Origin of the sequence: Aeromicrobium sp. 9AM (genome assembly GCF_902506105.1) — a bacterium.
GTDB lineage: Bacteria > Actinomycetota > Actinomycetes > Propionibacteriales > Nocardioidaceae > Aeromicrobium.
In genome coordinates this window covers 2,010,206-2,023,508 of record NZ_LR733304.1, presented here as the reverse complement: position 1 = coordinate 2,023,508, position 13,303 = coordinate 2,010,206, and the positions used below count along the sequence as shown (strand labels likewise).

The window sequence follows — 13,303 nt, the reverse complement described above, 5'->3', positions numbered from 1 at the left end:
CGAACGTCAGTCGATCGTCGGCAGCAGGCGAAGGCCCGCGAGGATCGTGCCGATCGTGGCCTGGACGTGCTCGCTCGCGACGTCGGGGTCCTCGGCGTCGGCGACGAACTCCGACGCTGAGCGGATTGCTCCGTAGAACACCGCACCGAAGGCCTCGTTGAGCTCTCCACCACCACCGAGGTCGGCCAGCAGGTCGTCGACCGTGCGCTGCACAATGCCGAACGACGAGGCGCGCTCGGCCTCGGCCCAACGCTCGTGGCCCAGCGCCACGGGGCCCTCCTGCATGCAGATGCGGCGGAACTGCGGCTCGCGGCAGACCTCGAGGAACTTCTCGAGGCCGATCTGGGCGCGTTCCCACGGATCCTTGGAGGCGTTGATGGCCTTCTCGACGTCGTTGGTCGTGGCTTCCTGCACACGGAAGAACACGCTCTCGAACAGCGCGAGCTTGCTGGGGAAGTGGTGGTAGAGCGCACCCTTGGTGACGCGGGCCGCCGCCACGACCTCGTCGAGCGACGTGCCGGCGTAGCCATGGTCGGTGAAGAGCGTCGTCGCGCTGTCGAGCAGTGCGCGCTTGGTGCTGGAGGAGTAGTCCTGGCGTCGCGTGGTCTTGCGGGCGGTACGCAGGACGTTCTTCGTCACGCGTGCGTGGTGTGGCATACCGACCAGTCTACGGCGCGGAACGCGTCGTGGGGCGAATCACATACCGAGGGTTTGCCTTTCGACCGAGACTAAAACATACTGAGAGTACGTACCGAGAGTATGGAACTCTCGATCCGACGGAACAGAAAGGAGCACACCATGACCTGGGATGCTTACAACCGTCGCAAGGAAACACTCCGTGACCTGCTCGCGATCGCCGACCGGCGCCGCGACCTGACACTCACCGAGCTGCTCGACACGGTCGACGAGGGCCGAGATGCCTTCGCGAACGAGACCGAGCTGCTGTTCGACCTTCAGATGGCCTGGTTCCAGCGCCTCAGTGGGCAGCTGGACCGCCTCGTCACCGAGAGCGTCGAGTCCCCCGAGCTGATGGCCGTCACGGCATGGGTCAACACCGCCGCAGAGATGCCCGGTGCCCGCGCCCTGCTCGACGACCACATCCACGAGACCGCGCTCGCCAAGGCGTTCGCCAAGGAGCAGTCGTTCCTGGCCGCGTCCGCCGGCGTGCCGATGAGCCACCCGGACCTGACGACCTACGGTCGCCGCATCATGAACTCCGCACGTGAGTCCGTGGTCGGCGCCGTCCAGGCCGCCTGAGAGATATCCGGTCGCAGACCACCCCGCCTGGCACCTCCCTCCCTCTGGTGCCGGGCGGGGTTATTTCTGTGCCGACCGTGCCGAGCCCAGGCCGGTGATCTGCTCGCCGACCGCGACGTCGATCGCGTCGCGGAACTCCGAACGGAAGATCCCCAGCGTCACCTGGCTCGCGATCGGCAGCAGGCTCTCCACGACGCTGAGGACCCGGGGCCACTCGTCCTCCGGGAGGCCGGCGTCGATGAACGGCTGCACCAGCTCCTCGACGACGTCGTGCACGAACGTGTCCGCGATCGTCCGCAGGTGCGACTTCAGCACGGGGAACAGCGCGATGATCGTCTCCGGGGCGAGCCCGAGCTTGACCGCCGCGGCTCCCGAACGTACGACTGCCGGCTCGATCAGGCGCACCTTGTCGCCGTCGAGCTTCTCGACCAGGCCCACCCCGACGAGCGACTCGATGAGGGTGTCGTCGCGGTGCACTCCGGCCAGGGCCGCGAGATCGTCGCGCGACATGATCTCGGGCTCGGCGGAGTCCGGCTGATCGAGGATCGCGATGAGGTCGAGGGTGTGGCCGGCAGCGTGCGGGGCGTTGAGGATCGCCTTCTCGATCGCCGCGAGGGTGAACCCGCGTTCGATCAGCTGACGGATCAGCTGCAGCCGCTGCAGGTGCTCGCGGTTGTAGTAGCCCGTACGCCCTTCGAGCCGTGGCGCATCGATCAGCCCTCGCCCGGCGTACGCGCGTACGTTGCGCACTGTCATCTGGGCCCGCGAGGCGAGCTCGTCGACCGTGTACTCCTCGTCGTCCACGGCGTCCTCAGGCATGCACGAATCATAGGCCTCGGGCATTTCCGGCGCGCCGAGGTGGCAGGGGGCATCATGGAGGCATGGACACGTTGCGAGGGAGGCTCCTGGTGGCGACGCCGGCCATCGAGTCCGGTCCGTTCATGCGCAGCGTCGTGTTCGTGCTCGATCACGACGCCGACGGCGCACTCGGCGTGATCCTCAACCGGCCGCTCGACTCCGAGGTCGACGACGTGCTGCCCGACTGGGCGGGACTCGTCAACGCCCCCGTGTGCCTGTTCGACGGGGGACCGGTCGCGATGGACTCAGCGCTCGCGCTCGGCGTCATCGCCGATGTCGCGCCGCCGCTCGGCTGGCGGCAGATGGCCGGTCGCGTCGGGCTGGTCGACCTCGAGGGACCGCTGCCCGGCAACGGCGAGTTCGCCGGCATCCGCGTGTTCGCCGGGTATGCCGGATGGGGCGCAGACCAGCTCGAGGCCGAGCTCGAAGAAGGCGCCTGGCTCGTCGTCGAGGCGTTCGACTCCGACCTCATCTCGCCGCAGCCCGAGACGCTCTGGCGTGAGGTCCTGCGACGCCAGGACAACGACGTCAGGTTCTGGACGACATTCCCCGACGACCCCTCCGCCAACTGACCCAGGTGTCGTGAGGACTCGTTAGACTGGCGACGTGGCTTTCTTCGGGCGAGGTACTCAGACGGTTGTCGACGAGCGCACCGACATGCGCACCGAAGACGGTGACCACGAGAAGTTCTCGCACTACGTGCCCAAGGACGAGCTGACCGAGGCGATGATCATGGGTCATCCCGTGGTCGCGCTGTGCGGCAAGGTGTGGGTTCCCAGCCGCGATCCCGAGCGTTTCCCGGTGTGCCCCGAGTGCAAGGACATCTGGGAGAGCATGGAAGACGGCGACAAGGGGGACCCCTCGGGTGACGCGTAGCCAGCACCTCCGGGTCTGGCAGCGTGAGGCATTCGAGCTCTACCAGCGCGCTCAGCCGCGTGACTTCCTCACGGTCGCCACGCCGGGCGCCGGCAAGACGACCTTTGCCCTGACGATCGCCGCCGACCTGCTGGCCCGCGGCGTCGTCGAGCGCGTCGTCATCGTCACGCCGACGGACCACCTCAAGACGCAGTGGGCGCTCGCCGCCTCCGGCATCGGCATCACCCTCGATCCGTCACTTGCCGGGCAGGGCGTGCTCGGCTCGGACTTCCAGGGCTTCGCCGTGACGTACGCGGGGCTCGCCGTGAACCCCAACGCGTACCGGGCCCGCATCGAGCACCGACCGACGATCGTGATCCTCGACGAGGTGCACCACGCGGCCGACGCGTTGTCATGGGGCGACGCGGTGCAGGAGGCGTGCGAGCCCGCGGTCCGCCGGCTCGCACTGACCGGCACGCCGTTCCGTTCCGACGACAACCCGATCCCGTTCGTCACCTACGCCCCGCAGGTCGACGGCACGATGACGAGCCTCGCCGACTACTCCTACGGCTATGCCCAGGCACTCAAGGACCGCGTCGTACGACCCGTGCTGTTCATGGCCTACTCGGGCCAGATGCACTGGCGTACGCGTGCGGGCGACGAGGTCGCGGCCCGGCTCGGCGAGCCGCTCGACCGCGCCGCCACCGCCCAGGCCCTGCGCACGGCGCTCGACCCCAACGGCTCGTGGATCCCCGAGGTGATGACTGCCGCGCACACGCGCCTGATGGAGGTGCGCCGCGACGTCCCCGACGCCGGCGGCATGGTCATCGCGAGCGACCAGGACACCGCGCGCCAGTATGCCGCCGTGCTCACCGAGATCTCCGGCGCTGCGCCGACCGTCGTGCTGTCGGACGAGACCGGCGCCAGCGCCCGCATCGCCGAGTTCTCAGCCGGCATGACGCCGTGGATGGTGGCCGTCCGCATGGTCAGCGAGGGCGTCGATGTCCCACGCCTGTCGGTCGGCGTCTACGCCACCACGACCTCGACTCCGTTGTTCTTCGCGCAGGCGGTCGGCCGCTTCGTCCGTGCGCGCCGCAAGGGTGAGACCGCGTCGATCTTCGTGCCGAGCGTGCCGCGTCTGCTGCAGCTCGCCTCGGACCTCGAGAGCCAGCGCGACCACGTCATCGGACGCCCCGTCAAGGACGCCGAAGACCTGTTCCAGGCCGAGGCCGAGCTGTTGGCCAAGGCCAACGAGGACCAAGGCGCATCGGACCAGCTGGGGGAGTACCGCGCCCTGGGCAGCGACGCCTCGTTCGACCGGCTCGTCTACGACGGTGGCGAGTTCGGCTACGACGCCCTGTCCGACGACGACGGCGAGCTGGACTTCCTCGGCATACCGGGGTTGCTCGACCACGACCAGGTGGCCGAGCTGCTGCGCACGTCGAGGGCGAAGCGCGCCAAGGCGAAGGCGAAGGACACCGCGGCACCCGAGGCCGACGTGGCGTTCGAGAAGCGCAGCGAGCTGCGTCGCGAGCTCCACGCGCTGGTCGGCGCGTGGCACCACCGCACGGGTGCCCCCCACGGGGTGACGCACAGCCGGCTCCGGTCCCAGTGCGGCGGGCCGCCCGCTGCGCAGGCCTCGGCCGCGCAGCTGCAGGAGCGCATCGACGCGATTCGCGCCTGGGCGCTCAAGGCCTCCGGCTAGGTCAGCCGGCGAGGGCGGGCTGCTGCGCCTGGCGGTAGTCACGCCACTGGGTGGCGATGCGCTCGCGGTTGACGTACCAGACGACCAGCCACAGCTCCCAGCACAGCCCGGCGACCGCACCGATGATGATGCTCTTCCAGACCGGGTGACCGCTGAGGCACCGACTGCGCCGATAGCTCGCAACGCCGACGGCAAGGATGATCGCCGTGAGGAGCACGCTGAAGACGATCTCGGGGGTCGCGGGCAGGAGTGGCGACGAGTCATCCATGGCTCGACCCTAGAGGTTGGCCGGCGGTGAGGGCTGCAGAACCGGCGTACGGCTACGCTCGCGGGCGTGACCTCGACCATGGCCCTGCGCACGCGGGTGTTCGCAGCCCTGCTCAAGCTCTCGGAGAAGGGCATCGAGGACGTGGTCGACCTCCCGGCGCATCGCGCGAAGCGGGCGAAGCTGCAGCGCACTCTCGGCGGGCGGTTCGTCTTCGGGCGGGCCGACGCGAGCGCCGTGGTCGAGGAGATCACGGTGGGCAACGGGTCGCGGGCGCTCCTCAACCGGCCACCCGACGCGATCGCCCCGCTGCCGTGCGTCATCAACTTCCACGGCGGAGGCTGGGTCCAGGGCAATCCCGAGCAGTCGCAGTGGATGGCCAGCCGGATCGCGGTGCGCAACCGCGCTGTCGTGATCTCCCCGACGTACGCCCTGGCGCCCGAGCAGCCGTTTCCGGCCGGCGTCGAGGACTGCCGGGCGACGCTGGAATGGGTCGTGTCCCACGCCGACGAGCTGGGCATCGACCCGCAGCGCATCGCGGTGATGGGCGACAGCGGCGGGGGCAACCTCGCCGCCGTACTGGCGCTTCTGGCCAGGGACGCCGGCGGTCCCGAGCTGCGCGCGCAGGTGCTGATCTATCCCGGCACCGAGATGTATGACAGATGGCCCTCGGAGGATCGTCACGCCGACGCGCCGGTGCTGACGTCGAGGAACATGCGCGCCTTCGCGCGGCTCTACATGGGAGACCGGTACGGCGACGAGGACTTCCGCGCGTCGCCGATCCGGGCGGCGTCGCACGCGGGCCTGCCGAAGACGTTCATCCTGACCGCGGAGCTGGACCCCCTGCTCGACAACGGTGCCCGCTATCGCGATGCCCTGGTTGCCGACGGCGTACCGGTCCGCTATGTCGAGTACGACGGCGCGATCCACGGATTCATGAGCCTGCCCGGCGTCGTGCCGGTCGCGAAACGCGCGCTCGACGACATCGTTGACTTCCTCGCCCTCACGCTGTGAGGCCATTGTGACAGTGTTGGTGTCACGGTAACGTCAGGCCATGCGACGTGACCACTGGCAGCGCGAGATCGCCGGCCTCGACCCGGAGACGCAGTACGAGGAGATCGCCCGGATCGCCTCCTACTACGAGTTTCCGTGGGACTACCAGCAGGCGCTGAGCTTCGCGCTGTTCCGGACGTACGCCGTGCCGTCGATCGGGCGTCTCCTCTTCGACACCGGCGAGTTCGTCGAGCGCACCCAGAAGCGGCACGACGACACCGCGTTGGTGCTCGAGGCGGTGCTCGCCGACGGCATGGAGTCTCACAACGGCCGTGCTGCGGTGCGCCGGATGAACCAGATGCACGGCAGCTACGACATCTCGAACGACGACCTGCGCTACGTCCTGGCGACGTTCGTCGTGGTGCCGCACCGATGGATCCGCGACTACGGCTGGCGCAACCCCACCGAGGCCGAGGTCGTCGCCGGGGTGCGCTACTACCAGCGGCTCGGCGCGCTGATGGGCATCAAGGACGTCCCGGGTGACTTCGCCGGTTTTGAGGAGCTGATGGACTCGTACGAGGCGGAGCACTTCGCGCCCGATCCCAAGACGCGAGCCGTGGCCGACGCGACGCTCGAGCTGCTGGTCTCGTTCTATCCACGCCTGCTGGCCAGGCCCGTCGAGGTGTTCAGTCGCGCCTTGATGGACGATGCGCTGCTCGCCGCGTTCGGGTTCGAGAAGCCGTCGCGCGTCGTCGTCGCGATGGCGCACGGCAGCCTGCGGCTGAGGGGCCGGCTCGAGCGGTTCATGCCGCCACGGCGCAAGCCCAGGTACGCCAAGGACCTCAAGCGCATCAAGAGCTATCCCGGCGGGTTCATGGTGGAGCGACTCGGCACGTTTCCCGCGACGATGCCGGACATGAACGAGTCTGTCGTCTGAGACCGGCGGGAAGCATCGGCGCGGCTCCCGCGTTGGCACTGACGTGAGACTTTCCGTGCTCGATCTCGTCCCCGTACGTTCCGACCAGTCGAGCGGTGACGCCCTCGCCGCCACCGTGTCGCTGGCGCAGGTCGCCGATCGCCTCGGCTTCACCCGCTACTGGGTCGCCGAGCACCACAACATGCCGGCCGTCGCCGCGACCTCGCCGCCGGTGCTGATCGCGATGCTCGGCGCGCAGACCACGTCGATCCGGCTCGGCTCGGGCGGGGTCATGCTGCCCAACCATGCCCCGCTCGCCGTGGCGGAGCAGTTCGCGCTGCTCGAGGCGGCCAACCCCGGTCGCATCGACCTGGGCATCGGTCGCGCGCCCGGCTCCGACCCGGTCACCTCGATGGCGCTGCGCGGCGCGGCGGGCCGCGACGACACGGACATCGAGAACTTCCCGCAGTACCTCGACGATGTCGTCGCACTGATGGGAGCCGAGGGCGTACGTGTTGCCGTGCCGCGGCAGAACTACGTCCTCAAGGCCACCCCGGCGGCGACCACCGAGCCGCGGATGTGGCTGCTCGGCTCGTCGATGTACTCAGCACACCTCGCGGCCGCCAAGGGCCTGCCGTACGTCTTCGCGCACCACTTCTCCGGCCAGGGGACGGCCGAGGCGCTGCAGGTCTACCGCTCGGAGTTCCAGCCCAGCGACCTGGCGCCTGAGCCGGTCACGTTCCTGACGGTCAACGCGTCAGTCGCCGAGACCGAGCGCGAGGCGGCTGCGCTGATGCTGCCCAACCTCCAGATGATGGCGCGTCTGCGGACCGGGCAGCCGCTGACCGCGCTGGACCTGGTTGAGGACGCCCAGGCCGCGGAGCTGCCGCCGCAGGTCGAGGCGATGATCAGCTCCGGCCTGGCGCGCGCCGTCGTGGGCACGCCCCAGCAGGCGGCGGACCAGATCCAGGAGCTGGCGTTCACGTTCGGCGTCGACGAGGTCATGGTCAACCCCGTGGCGTCGGCCCGCCGCGGCACCGACCCACGTACGGCACCGGGTCGCGAGCAGACGCTGGAGCTGCTGGCGAAGGAGTTGCTCTAGAGCTCGACGTACATCACGTGGAGGCCGATCCGGCCCAGCGTCGGGTGCTCGAATGCTCCCGGCACCGTCCCGACGATCGTGAAGCCGTGCCGCTCGTAGAGCTCGACCGCTGAGGTGTTGGAGGCCGCGACGGCATTGAACTGCATGCCGGCGAACCCTTGTGCACGTGCCCAGTCGAGCGCGTCGCGCACGAGTGCGCCGCCGATGCCCTGACCACGCCCGTCGGCGGCGACCATGAAGCTCGCCGTCGCGACGTGCGAGCCCGGCCCCGGCCGGTTGGCGCTCATGTGGGCCGTCGCGCGAATCGTGTCGCCATCGACTGCGACGACCGTGCGGCCCGGCGGACCTTCGACCCACACGTCGTACGCCTCGTCGGCCGTCAACGTCGGTTCGTACGTGTAGGTGTCGGCGGCACGGATGACCTCGCGGACGATCGGCCACACCTGCGGCCAGTCGGCCTCGTCGAACTCACGAATCTGCATGCTCAGAACCAGATGCTCAGGAACGGCGCGACGGGGGAGCGGAACACGGCGTCGAGCGTCGCCGCATCGCCGCTCAGGCGTCCGGCTGCGGCCAGCACGAGGGGTGAGACACCGCCGAGATAGATCGCCGCGAGCTCTTCGACGGTCAGGGACACGTCGGCGGGTTCGTCGGTCGATGTGACGGCCGCGGTGCCGCTGGCGTCGACCTCGACGGCCCACGTCCCGTCGGCTGCCCCGAACGGATCGGTGACGCCGAGCACCAGGCGCCCGGGTGCTGCGTAGGTGCGCGCCTCGAGGGCAGCGGGGAGGTCGAGGATGCGGACCCAGAGGTGGTCGAGCTCGGCGACCTTGACGCCGCGGAAGTCCGAGACCATCCAGCGCACCGGCTCGTCGACCGGCCTGAGGTGCGCCCGGACCTCGGAGACGAGATCCATCTCCAGCACGAAGCGCCACAGTGCGGCGTACGCGTCGTCGGTCGCCGTCACAAGGTGCAGCAGGTCGAGGCGGTGCAGGGTGAAGTCATCGGGGTTCTCGGTCAGCTTGTAGCTCGCGAACCCCTGCATCTGACCGGTTTCGTCGTCGTAGCGGACGACGCGCCGCTTCTTGGCGTCCTCGTCGTCGACCATGAGGCCGAGCTGCCGGTCCCAGAGGATGCCGTCGTAGGCGATCTGGCCGGGGGTTGCCAGGCGTACGCTCTCGACGAGCGCGAGGCCGGGCTCGAGGAGCTGGTCGGCGGTGACGAAATGGACCCGGCCGGCCGGCTTCGGGCCGGTCCACCGTGCGCGCCGCGTGTCGATCGTGAGGTCGCGCGCCAGGGCCGCAGGCCCGAAGCCGAAGCGGCCGTAGATCGTCGACTCGGACACGGTCAGGGTCGCGATCGGCGCTCCGTGCGCCTGAGCCGTGCGGAGCTCTGCCTCCAGGAGCGCGCGAGCGACGCCGCGGCGTCGATGGGTGGCCGCCACCGTGACATCGCTGATCGCCCACGACTGGACGGCGCGGCCGCCGGGGACCGTGAGGTCGGCCGGCCAGACCATGGTCGTCGCGACCGGCTCGTCGGGCACGGGAAGAGAGTCGTCGTAGACCCCGGTGATGCGGCGGTCGTTGAAGTAGCTGCGTCGCTGCTCGATGGCGGCTGCGGTCTGCTCGCTGTGGAACCCGCGCGACTCGGCTCGCGCCCAGGCGGCGAATGCCGGCTTGTCGGAGATGTCGACGAGCTCCATCCGGAGGCCGTCGGCGGCGAGCTGTTCGCGAGCCGCGGCGTCGATCGGCAGGTCGAGGTGATCGTGGCCCATCACCTCAGGCTATCGAGGCCGTGGGACAAGCTGACACCGACTGATCCTGCGGCGTTCATCCGAGGGTCGGTTGCCCGTCGATTCCGGCCGCGATCGTGAAGGCATGTCAGACATCACGCTTCCGTCGCGGTGGTCCCTGCTGGTGCGCTTTCTGGCGACCCCGACGCTTGCCGGCCTGGTCGCCGGATCGGTCGCGGCCGTCGTCGTGCCGCCCCGCCCGTAGTCCTTCAGCCCTCGCTGAGGGTCACGCCCGCAGCGGACCACTCACGATGTACGTCGGGTAGGTTGCCCGGCGACACGGCCGCGGTCAGCCGTTCGAGCACGCGCACGGCGAATCCTTCGCGCGCCGCGTCGAGAGCCGTCGCGCGTACGCAGTGGTCGGTCGCGATCCCGCACACGTCGACCGCATCGACGCCGGCACCACGGAGCCAGTCCGCGAGACCCACACCGTCCGCGGAGGCGCCCTCGAAGCCGGAGTAGGCGGCGGCGTACTCGCCCTTGTAGAAGATCTCGTCGAACAGCGCCGGCTCCAGCGGTGGGTGGAGCTCCTCGCCGGATGTGCCGACGACACAGTGCCGCGGCCACGAGTCGACGAAGTCCGGGTTGTCCGAGAAGTGGGAGCCCGGATCGATGTGGTGGTCACGGGTCGCGACGACCGTGGCGTACGCCTTGGTGGCCAGCAGGTCCGCGACGTCGGCAGCGACCTTCGCGCCGCCCGCGACGGCCAGCGAGCCGCCCTCGCAGAAGTCGTTCTGCACGTCGACGACGATCAAAGCCGTGCTTGTCATGGTGCCTCCTCGTAGACGGTGTCGATCGCGGGTTCGCCGCGCATGAGCTGCATCGCCGTCGCGGGCAGCTCTGCCAGCGAGGTGCGGAGGCGTTCGCGGGCGGCGTCGAGCGGCTCGTCGTGCACCCGTACGCCGTCGCGGACCAGCTCGAGCAGCAACGTACGGTCGTCACCGTCGTCGGTGGGGACCAGGTCGATGCCGATGACCTCGGCCTGCGCCGTGCCTCCGGCGTCGCGGCGGCGCAGCGCGTTCTTGCGGCCGCCGACCGAGATCTTGTCCTTGCTCTTCTTGGCCACCGGCACCATCTCGTCGTCGTCACCGGCGCGGGCCACGAGCTTGTAGACGAATCCGCTCGTGGGCGCCCCGGAGCCCGTGACGAGCGCGGTTCCGACGCCGTAGCCATCGACGGGCGCGGCCGCGAGCGCCGCGATGGCGTACTCGTCGAGGTCGCTCGTGACTGTGATGCGGGTCGACGTGGCGCCGAGGTCGTCCAGCTGCTTGCGGACCTCGGCAGCCAGCGCCACCAGGTCGCCGGAGTCGAGGCGTACGCCGCCCAGCCCCGGGCCGGCGACGTCGACGGCGGTCCTGATGGCGTCGGGGACGTCGTACGTGTCGACGAGCAGCGTCGTGCCCGGTCCCAGCGCCCGGACCTGCGCCTCGAAGGCCTCGCGCTCCGTGTCGTGCAGGAGCGTGAAGGAGTGCGCACTGGTGCCGGTCGTCGGGATCCCGTACGTCCGGCCGGCCTCGAGGTTCGACGTCGCCGCAAAGCCCGCGATGTACGCCGATCGGGCCGCGGCGACCGCGGATGCCTCATGCGTACGCCGCGAGCCCATCTCGATACAGGGCCGGTCGCCGGCGGCGGAGATCATCCGGGCCGCAGCCGAGGCGATCGCGGAGTCGTGGTTGAGGATCGACAGGAACACCGTCTCGAGGATCACGCACTCCGCGAACGTGCCCTCGACGACCAGCACGGGGGACTGGGGGAAGTAGAGCTCTCCGTCGGGATATCCCCACACCGAGCCGGTGAACCGGTAGTCGGTCAGCCACTGGACCGTGTCGGCGTCGACGACGTCCGCCTCGCGGAGCCAGTCGAGCTCGGCCTGGGCAAAGCGGAAGTCCTCGAGCGCGTCGAGCAGGCGACCCACGCCGGCGACCACGCCGTAGCGGCGGCCGTCCGGCAGGCGCCTGGCGAACAGTTCGAACACGGACCGGCGTTGCGCCGTGCCGTCCCGCAGCGTCGCCTGCAGCATCGTGAGCTCGTAGCGGTCGGTCAGCAGCGCCGTGCTGGCATTCGCGTTCACGGGTCCAGCGTAGATGTCAGACAGTGGCGCGGCTCAGATCAACGGTGGGACGTCATCCTCGGAGAGGCTTCCGAGCACGCCGCGGATTCGATCGGCCAGCTCGACGCGATCGTCGGGATGGTCGCGCCACTGCTCGAGCAGGCGCACCAGCACCTCACCGTGCCCGGGCTCCCAGAGATCCGGCACGTCGCCCACGATCTCGACGACCTGTTGCGCGGCGGCGTACGGGGAGAGTTTCTTGTCGATCTGATTGACGGACCACCAGATCGTGCCCCAGTAGCCACGCCAGGGTGCGTCGTCCCACGGGAAGTCCGACTCGGCCTGCGGGAAGCCGAGCTCGACGAGGGCACGTCCGAGCAGCCCGCCCGCATCGTTTAGCTGGTAGTGCGTCAACCCAGCGAGGTCCCGGAGCGCGGGTCCGTCCCAGCCCTCCGCCAGCCATTGAGCCGCGAGCATGGGCAGGTCGCGATCGGCGACGGGGCGGCCCGCGGCGGCCTGCGCCGGAGTGACGTCGAAGCGTTCGCCATGTGCCATCGCCCGAGTATGACTGACAGGCGGCACGCGGCGCGGTTTCGCCTCGTCAGGTGACTGAGACACAATGGCCGTATGTCCACACCGTCGCCCGTTGAGATCGCGGAGCCCGACGTTGATGAGATCGTCGAGCTCGAGGATCCCTGGGTCACGATCGTCTGGAACGACCCGGTCAACCTCATGTCCTACGTCGCGTATGTCTTCCGCAACTACTTCGGCTACACCGAGGAGAAGGCGCACGAGCTGATGCTGGCCGTGCACCACGAGGGCAAGGCCGTGGTGTCGAGTGGCAGCCGCGAGCAGATGGAGCGCCACGTGCAGGCGATGCACGAGTACGGTCTGTGGGCCACGCTCGAGAGGCAGGACGCTTGAAGCCGTTCAAGAAGCGCCGTCGTGGCGGGATCACCGCGACCTTCGAGGCGGGCGAGGCGCACCTGCTCGCGAGCCTGTCGGGCCAGGTCATCGAGCTGCTGCGTGACCGCAACGGCGCCGACGAGTCGACGGCCGACCCGCTGGCGGCCCAGCTCGGCATGGGCGGACCGTCGCTGCCCCCGGAGGACCCGGTGCTCAAGCGGCTGCTCCCCGACGCCTACCGCGACGACGAGGAGGGCGCCGGTGAGTTCCGGCGCTTCACCGAGCGCTCGCTGACGTCGGTCAAGGTGACGAACGCCGAGATCCTGATCCGTTCCCTGGTCGACGGTGGGCTCGTGTTCGGGGCGCCAGATGCCGAGGCCGAGGAGCCGATCGAGATCGAGCTCGGCGACGACGAGGTGCAGGCCTGGCTTCGCGCGCTGACGGACGTACGCCTGTCGCTGGCCGTGCGCCTGGGCATCGAGCAGGACGAGGACATCTACCTGGTCGCCCAGTCCGAGGACGAGGCGATCGCCGCGATGTCCGAGATCTACGACTGGCTTGGCTACGTGCAGGAGACCCTGATCGCCGCGCTCGACTGAGCCGC

Annotated in this window: 17 protein-coding genes; 9 read left to right on the top strand and 8 right to left on the bottom strand. The window is 69.6% G+C overall.

Features of this window, described 5'->3' with window-relative positions; translation table 11 throughout:
- Positions 1 to 6: 6 nt before the first annotated feature.
- Positions 7 to 657: a TetR/AcrR family transcriptional regulator gene (locus BOSE46_RS16415; RefSeq protein ID WP_159541255.1), complete on the bottom strand. Its 651-nt coding sequence runs from the start codon at positions 655 to 657 to the stop codon at positions 7 to 9.
- Between the two features lie 141 nt (positions 658 to 798).
- Between BOSE46_RS16415 and BOSE46_RS16410 the strand changes: the two genes are divergently transcribed.
- Positions 799 to 1,257, top strand: coding sequence for a hypothetical protein (locus BOSE46_RS16410; protein ID WP_159541254.1), 459 nt, complete (start codon positions 799 to 801; stop codon positions 1,255 to 1,257).
- 60 nt (positions 1,258 to 1,317) lie between these two features.
- Here the strand turns inward: BOSE46_RS16410 and BOSE46_RS16405 are convergent, their stop codons facing one another.
- Entirely contained in the window at positions 1,318 to 2,076 is a 759-nt protein-coding gene (locus BOSE46_RS16405) for a MerR family transcriptional regulator (protein ID WP_159541253.1), read from the bottom strand.
- Between the two features lie 62 nt (positions 2,077 to 2,138).
- Between BOSE46_RS16405 and BOSE46_RS16400 the strand changes: the two genes are divergently transcribed.
- The 3 genes from BOSE46_RS16400 to BOSE46_RS16390 all read left to right on the top strand — a co-directional run bounded on the left by BOSE46_RS16400 (position 2,139) and on the right by BOSE46_RS16390 (position 4,675).
- Positions 2,139 to 2,687, top strand: coding sequence for a YqgE/AlgH family protein (locus BOSE46_RS16400; RefSeq protein ID WP_159541252.1), 549 nt, complete (start codon positions 2,139 to 2,141; stop codon positions 2,685 to 2,687).
- An 85-nt stretch (positions 2,688 to 2,772) separates the two neighbouring features.
- Positions 2,773 to 2,991, top strand: coding sequence for a DUF3039 domain-containing protein (locus tag BOSE46_RS16395; RefSeq protein WP_159541251.1), 219 nt, complete (start codon positions 2,773 to 2,775; stop codon positions 2,989 to 2,991).
- Positions 2,981 to 4,675: a DEAD/DEAH box helicase gene (locus BOSE46_RS16390; RefSeq protein WP_159541250.1), complete on the top strand. Its 1,695-nt coding sequence runs from the start codon at positions 2,981 to 2,983 to the stop codon at positions 4,673 to 4,675. The genes BOSE46_RS16395 and BOSE46_RS16390 overlap by 11 nt, the downstream gene beginning before the upstream one ends.
- A 1-nt stretch (position 4,676) precedes the next feature.
- Here the strand turns inward: BOSE46_RS16390 and BOSE46_RS16385 are convergent, their stop codons facing one another.
- Positions 4,677 to 4,943 (bottom strand): hypothetical protein, encoded by a 267-nt coding sequence (locus BOSE46_RS16385; RefSeq protein ID WP_159541249.1) that lies wholly within the window; start codon positions 4,941 to 4,943, stop codon positions 4,677 to 4,679.
- Between the two features lie 66 nt (positions 4,944 to 5,009).
- Between BOSE46_RS16385 and BOSE46_RS16380 the strand changes: the two genes are divergently transcribed.
- The 3 genes from BOSE46_RS16380 to BOSE46_RS16370 are packed head-to-tail and all read left to right on the top strand — an operon-like array spanning position 5,010 to position 7,951.
- Positions 5,010 to 5,954 carry an alpha/beta hydrolase gene (locus BOSE46_RS16380; protein WP_159541248.1) on the top strand — a complete coding sequence of 315 codons (945 nt, stop codon included), beginning with the start codon at positions 5,010 to 5,012 and terminating at the stop codon, positions 5,952 to 5,954.
- A gap of 40 nt (positions 5,955 to 5,994) precedes the next feature.
- Positions 5,995 to 6,870, top strand: a complete 876-nt coding sequence (locus BOSE46_RS16375; protein WP_159541247.1) for an oxygenase MpaB family protein — start codon at positions 5,995 to 5,997, stop codon at positions 6,868 to 6,870.
- Between the two features lie 55 nt (positions 6,871 to 6,925).
- Positions 6,926 to 7,951: an LLM class flavin-dependent oxidoreductase gene (locus tag BOSE46_RS16370; RefSeq protein WP_236551777.1), complete on the top strand. Its 1,026-nt coding sequence runs from the start codon at positions 6,926 to 6,928 to the stop codon at positions 7,949 to 7,951.
- Here the strand turns inward: BOSE46_RS16370 and BOSE46_RS16365 are convergent.
- From BOSE46_RS16365 to BOSE46_RS16345, 5 genes are all read right to left on the bottom strand, one after another.
- Entirely contained in the window at positions 7,948 to 8,433 is a 486-nt protein-coding gene (locus BOSE46_RS16365) for a GNAT family N-acetyltransferase (RefSeq protein ID WP_159541245.1), read from the bottom strand. The two genes, BOSE46_RS16370 and BOSE46_RS16365, sit on opposite strands and share 4 nt — an antisense overlap.
- A gap of 2 nt (positions 8,434 to 8,435) precedes the next feature.
- The gene (locus BOSE46_RS16360) at positions 8,436 to 9,725 is read right to left on the bottom strand and encodes a GNAT family N-acetyltransferase (RefSeq protein ID WP_159541244.1); all 1,290 of its coding nucleotides are present in this window, start codon (positions 9,723 to 9,725) and stop codon (positions 8,436 to 8,438) included.
- Positions 9,726 to 9,952: 227 nt separating this feature from the next.
- Positions 9,953 to 10,513 (bottom strand): isochorismatase family protein, encoded by a 561-nt coding sequence (locus tag BOSE46_RS16355; RefSeq protein ID WP_159541243.1) that lies wholly within the window; start codon positions 10,511 to 10,513, stop codon positions 9,953 to 9,955.
- Positions 10,510 to 11,814, bottom strand: coding sequence for a nicotinate phosphoribosyltransferase (locus BOSE46_RS16350; RefSeq protein WP_159541242.1), 1,305 nt, complete (start codon positions 11,812 to 11,814; stop codon positions 10,510 to 10,512). Before BOSE46_RS16350 ends, BOSE46_RS16355 begins: the two co-directional genes overlap by 4 nt.
- Before the next feature lie 33 nt (positions 11,815 to 11,847).
- The gene (locus BOSE46_RS16345; protein WP_159541241.1) at positions 11,848 to 12,348 is read right to left on the bottom strand and encodes a hypothetical protein; all 501 of its coding nucleotides are present in this window, start codon (positions 12,346 to 12,348) and stop codon (positions 11,848 to 11,850) included.
- Between the two features lie 72 nt (positions 12,349 to 12,420).
- Between BOSE46_RS16345 and clpS the strand changes: the two genes are divergently transcribed.
- Positions 12,421 to 12,717 (top strand): ATP-dependent Clp protease adapter ClpS, encoded by a 297-nt coding sequence (gene clpS / locus BOSE46_RS16340; protein WP_159541240.1) that lies wholly within the window; start codon positions 12,421 to 12,423, stop codon positions 12,715 to 12,717.
- Positions 12,714 to 13,298, top strand: a complete 585-nt coding sequence (locus BOSE46_RS16335) for a DUF2017 domain-containing protein (protein ID WP_159541239.1) — start codon at positions 12,714 to 12,716, stop codon at positions 13,296 to 13,298. The genes clpS and BOSE46_RS16335 overlap by 4 nt, the downstream gene beginning before the upstream one ends.
- The last annotated feature ends 5 nt before the right edge of the window (positions 13,299 to 13,303 follow it).

What these genes read in the sequence shown, in the direction of transcription:
- BOSE46_RS16415 (WP_159541255.1), bottom strand. Translation starts at nt 657, where the DNA reads ATGCCACACCACGCACGCGTGACGAAGAACGTCCTGCGTACCGCCCGC.
- BOSE46_RS16410 (WP_159541254.1), top strand. Translation starts at nt 799, where the DNA reads ATGACCTGGGATGCTTACAACCGTCGCAAGGAAACACTCCGTGACCTG.
- BOSE46_RS16405 (WP_159541253.1), bottom strand. Translation starts at nt 2,076, where the DNA reads ATGCCTGAGGACGCCGTGGACGACGAGGAGTACACGGTCGACGAGCTC.
- BOSE46_RS16400 (WP_159541252.1), top strand. Translation starts at nt 2,139, where the DNA reads ATGGACACGTTGCGAGGGAGGCTCCTGGTGGCGACGCCGGCCATCGAG.
- BOSE46_RS16395 (WP_159541251.1), top strand. Translation starts at nt 2,773, where the DNA reads ATGCGCACCGAAGACGGTGACCACGAGAAGTTCTCGCACTACGTGCCC.
- BOSE46_RS16385 (WP_159541249.1), bottom strand. Translation starts at nt 4,943, where the DNA reads ATGGATGACTCGTCGCCACTCCTGCCCGCGACCCCCGAGATCGTCTTC.
- BOSE46_RS16375 (WP_159541247.1), top strand. Translation starts at nt 5,995, where the DNA reads ATGCGACGTGACCACTGGCAGCGCGAGATCGCCGGCCTCGACCCGGAG.
- BOSE46_RS16365 (WP_159541245.1), bottom strand. Translation starts at nt 8,433, where the DNA reads ATGCAGATTCGTGAGTTCGACGAGGCCGACTGGCCGCAGGTGTGGCCG.
- BOSE46_RS16360 (WP_159541244.1), bottom strand. Translation starts at nt 9,725, where the DNA reads ATGGGCCACGATCACCTCGACCTGCCGATCGACGCCGCGGCTCGCGAA.
- BOSE46_RS16355 (WP_159541243.1), bottom strand. Translation starts at nt 10,513, where the DNA reads ATGACAAGCACGGCTTTGATCGTCGTCGACGTGCAGAACGACTTCTGC.
- BOSE46_RS16345 (WP_159541241.1), bottom strand. Translation starts at nt 12,348, where the DNA reads ATGGCACATGGCGAACGCTTCGACGTCACTCCGGCGCAGGCCGCCGCG.
- clpS (WP_159541240.1), top strand. Translation starts at nt 12,421, where the DNA reads ATGTCCACACCGTCGCCCGTTGAGATCGCGGAGCCCGACGTTGATGAG.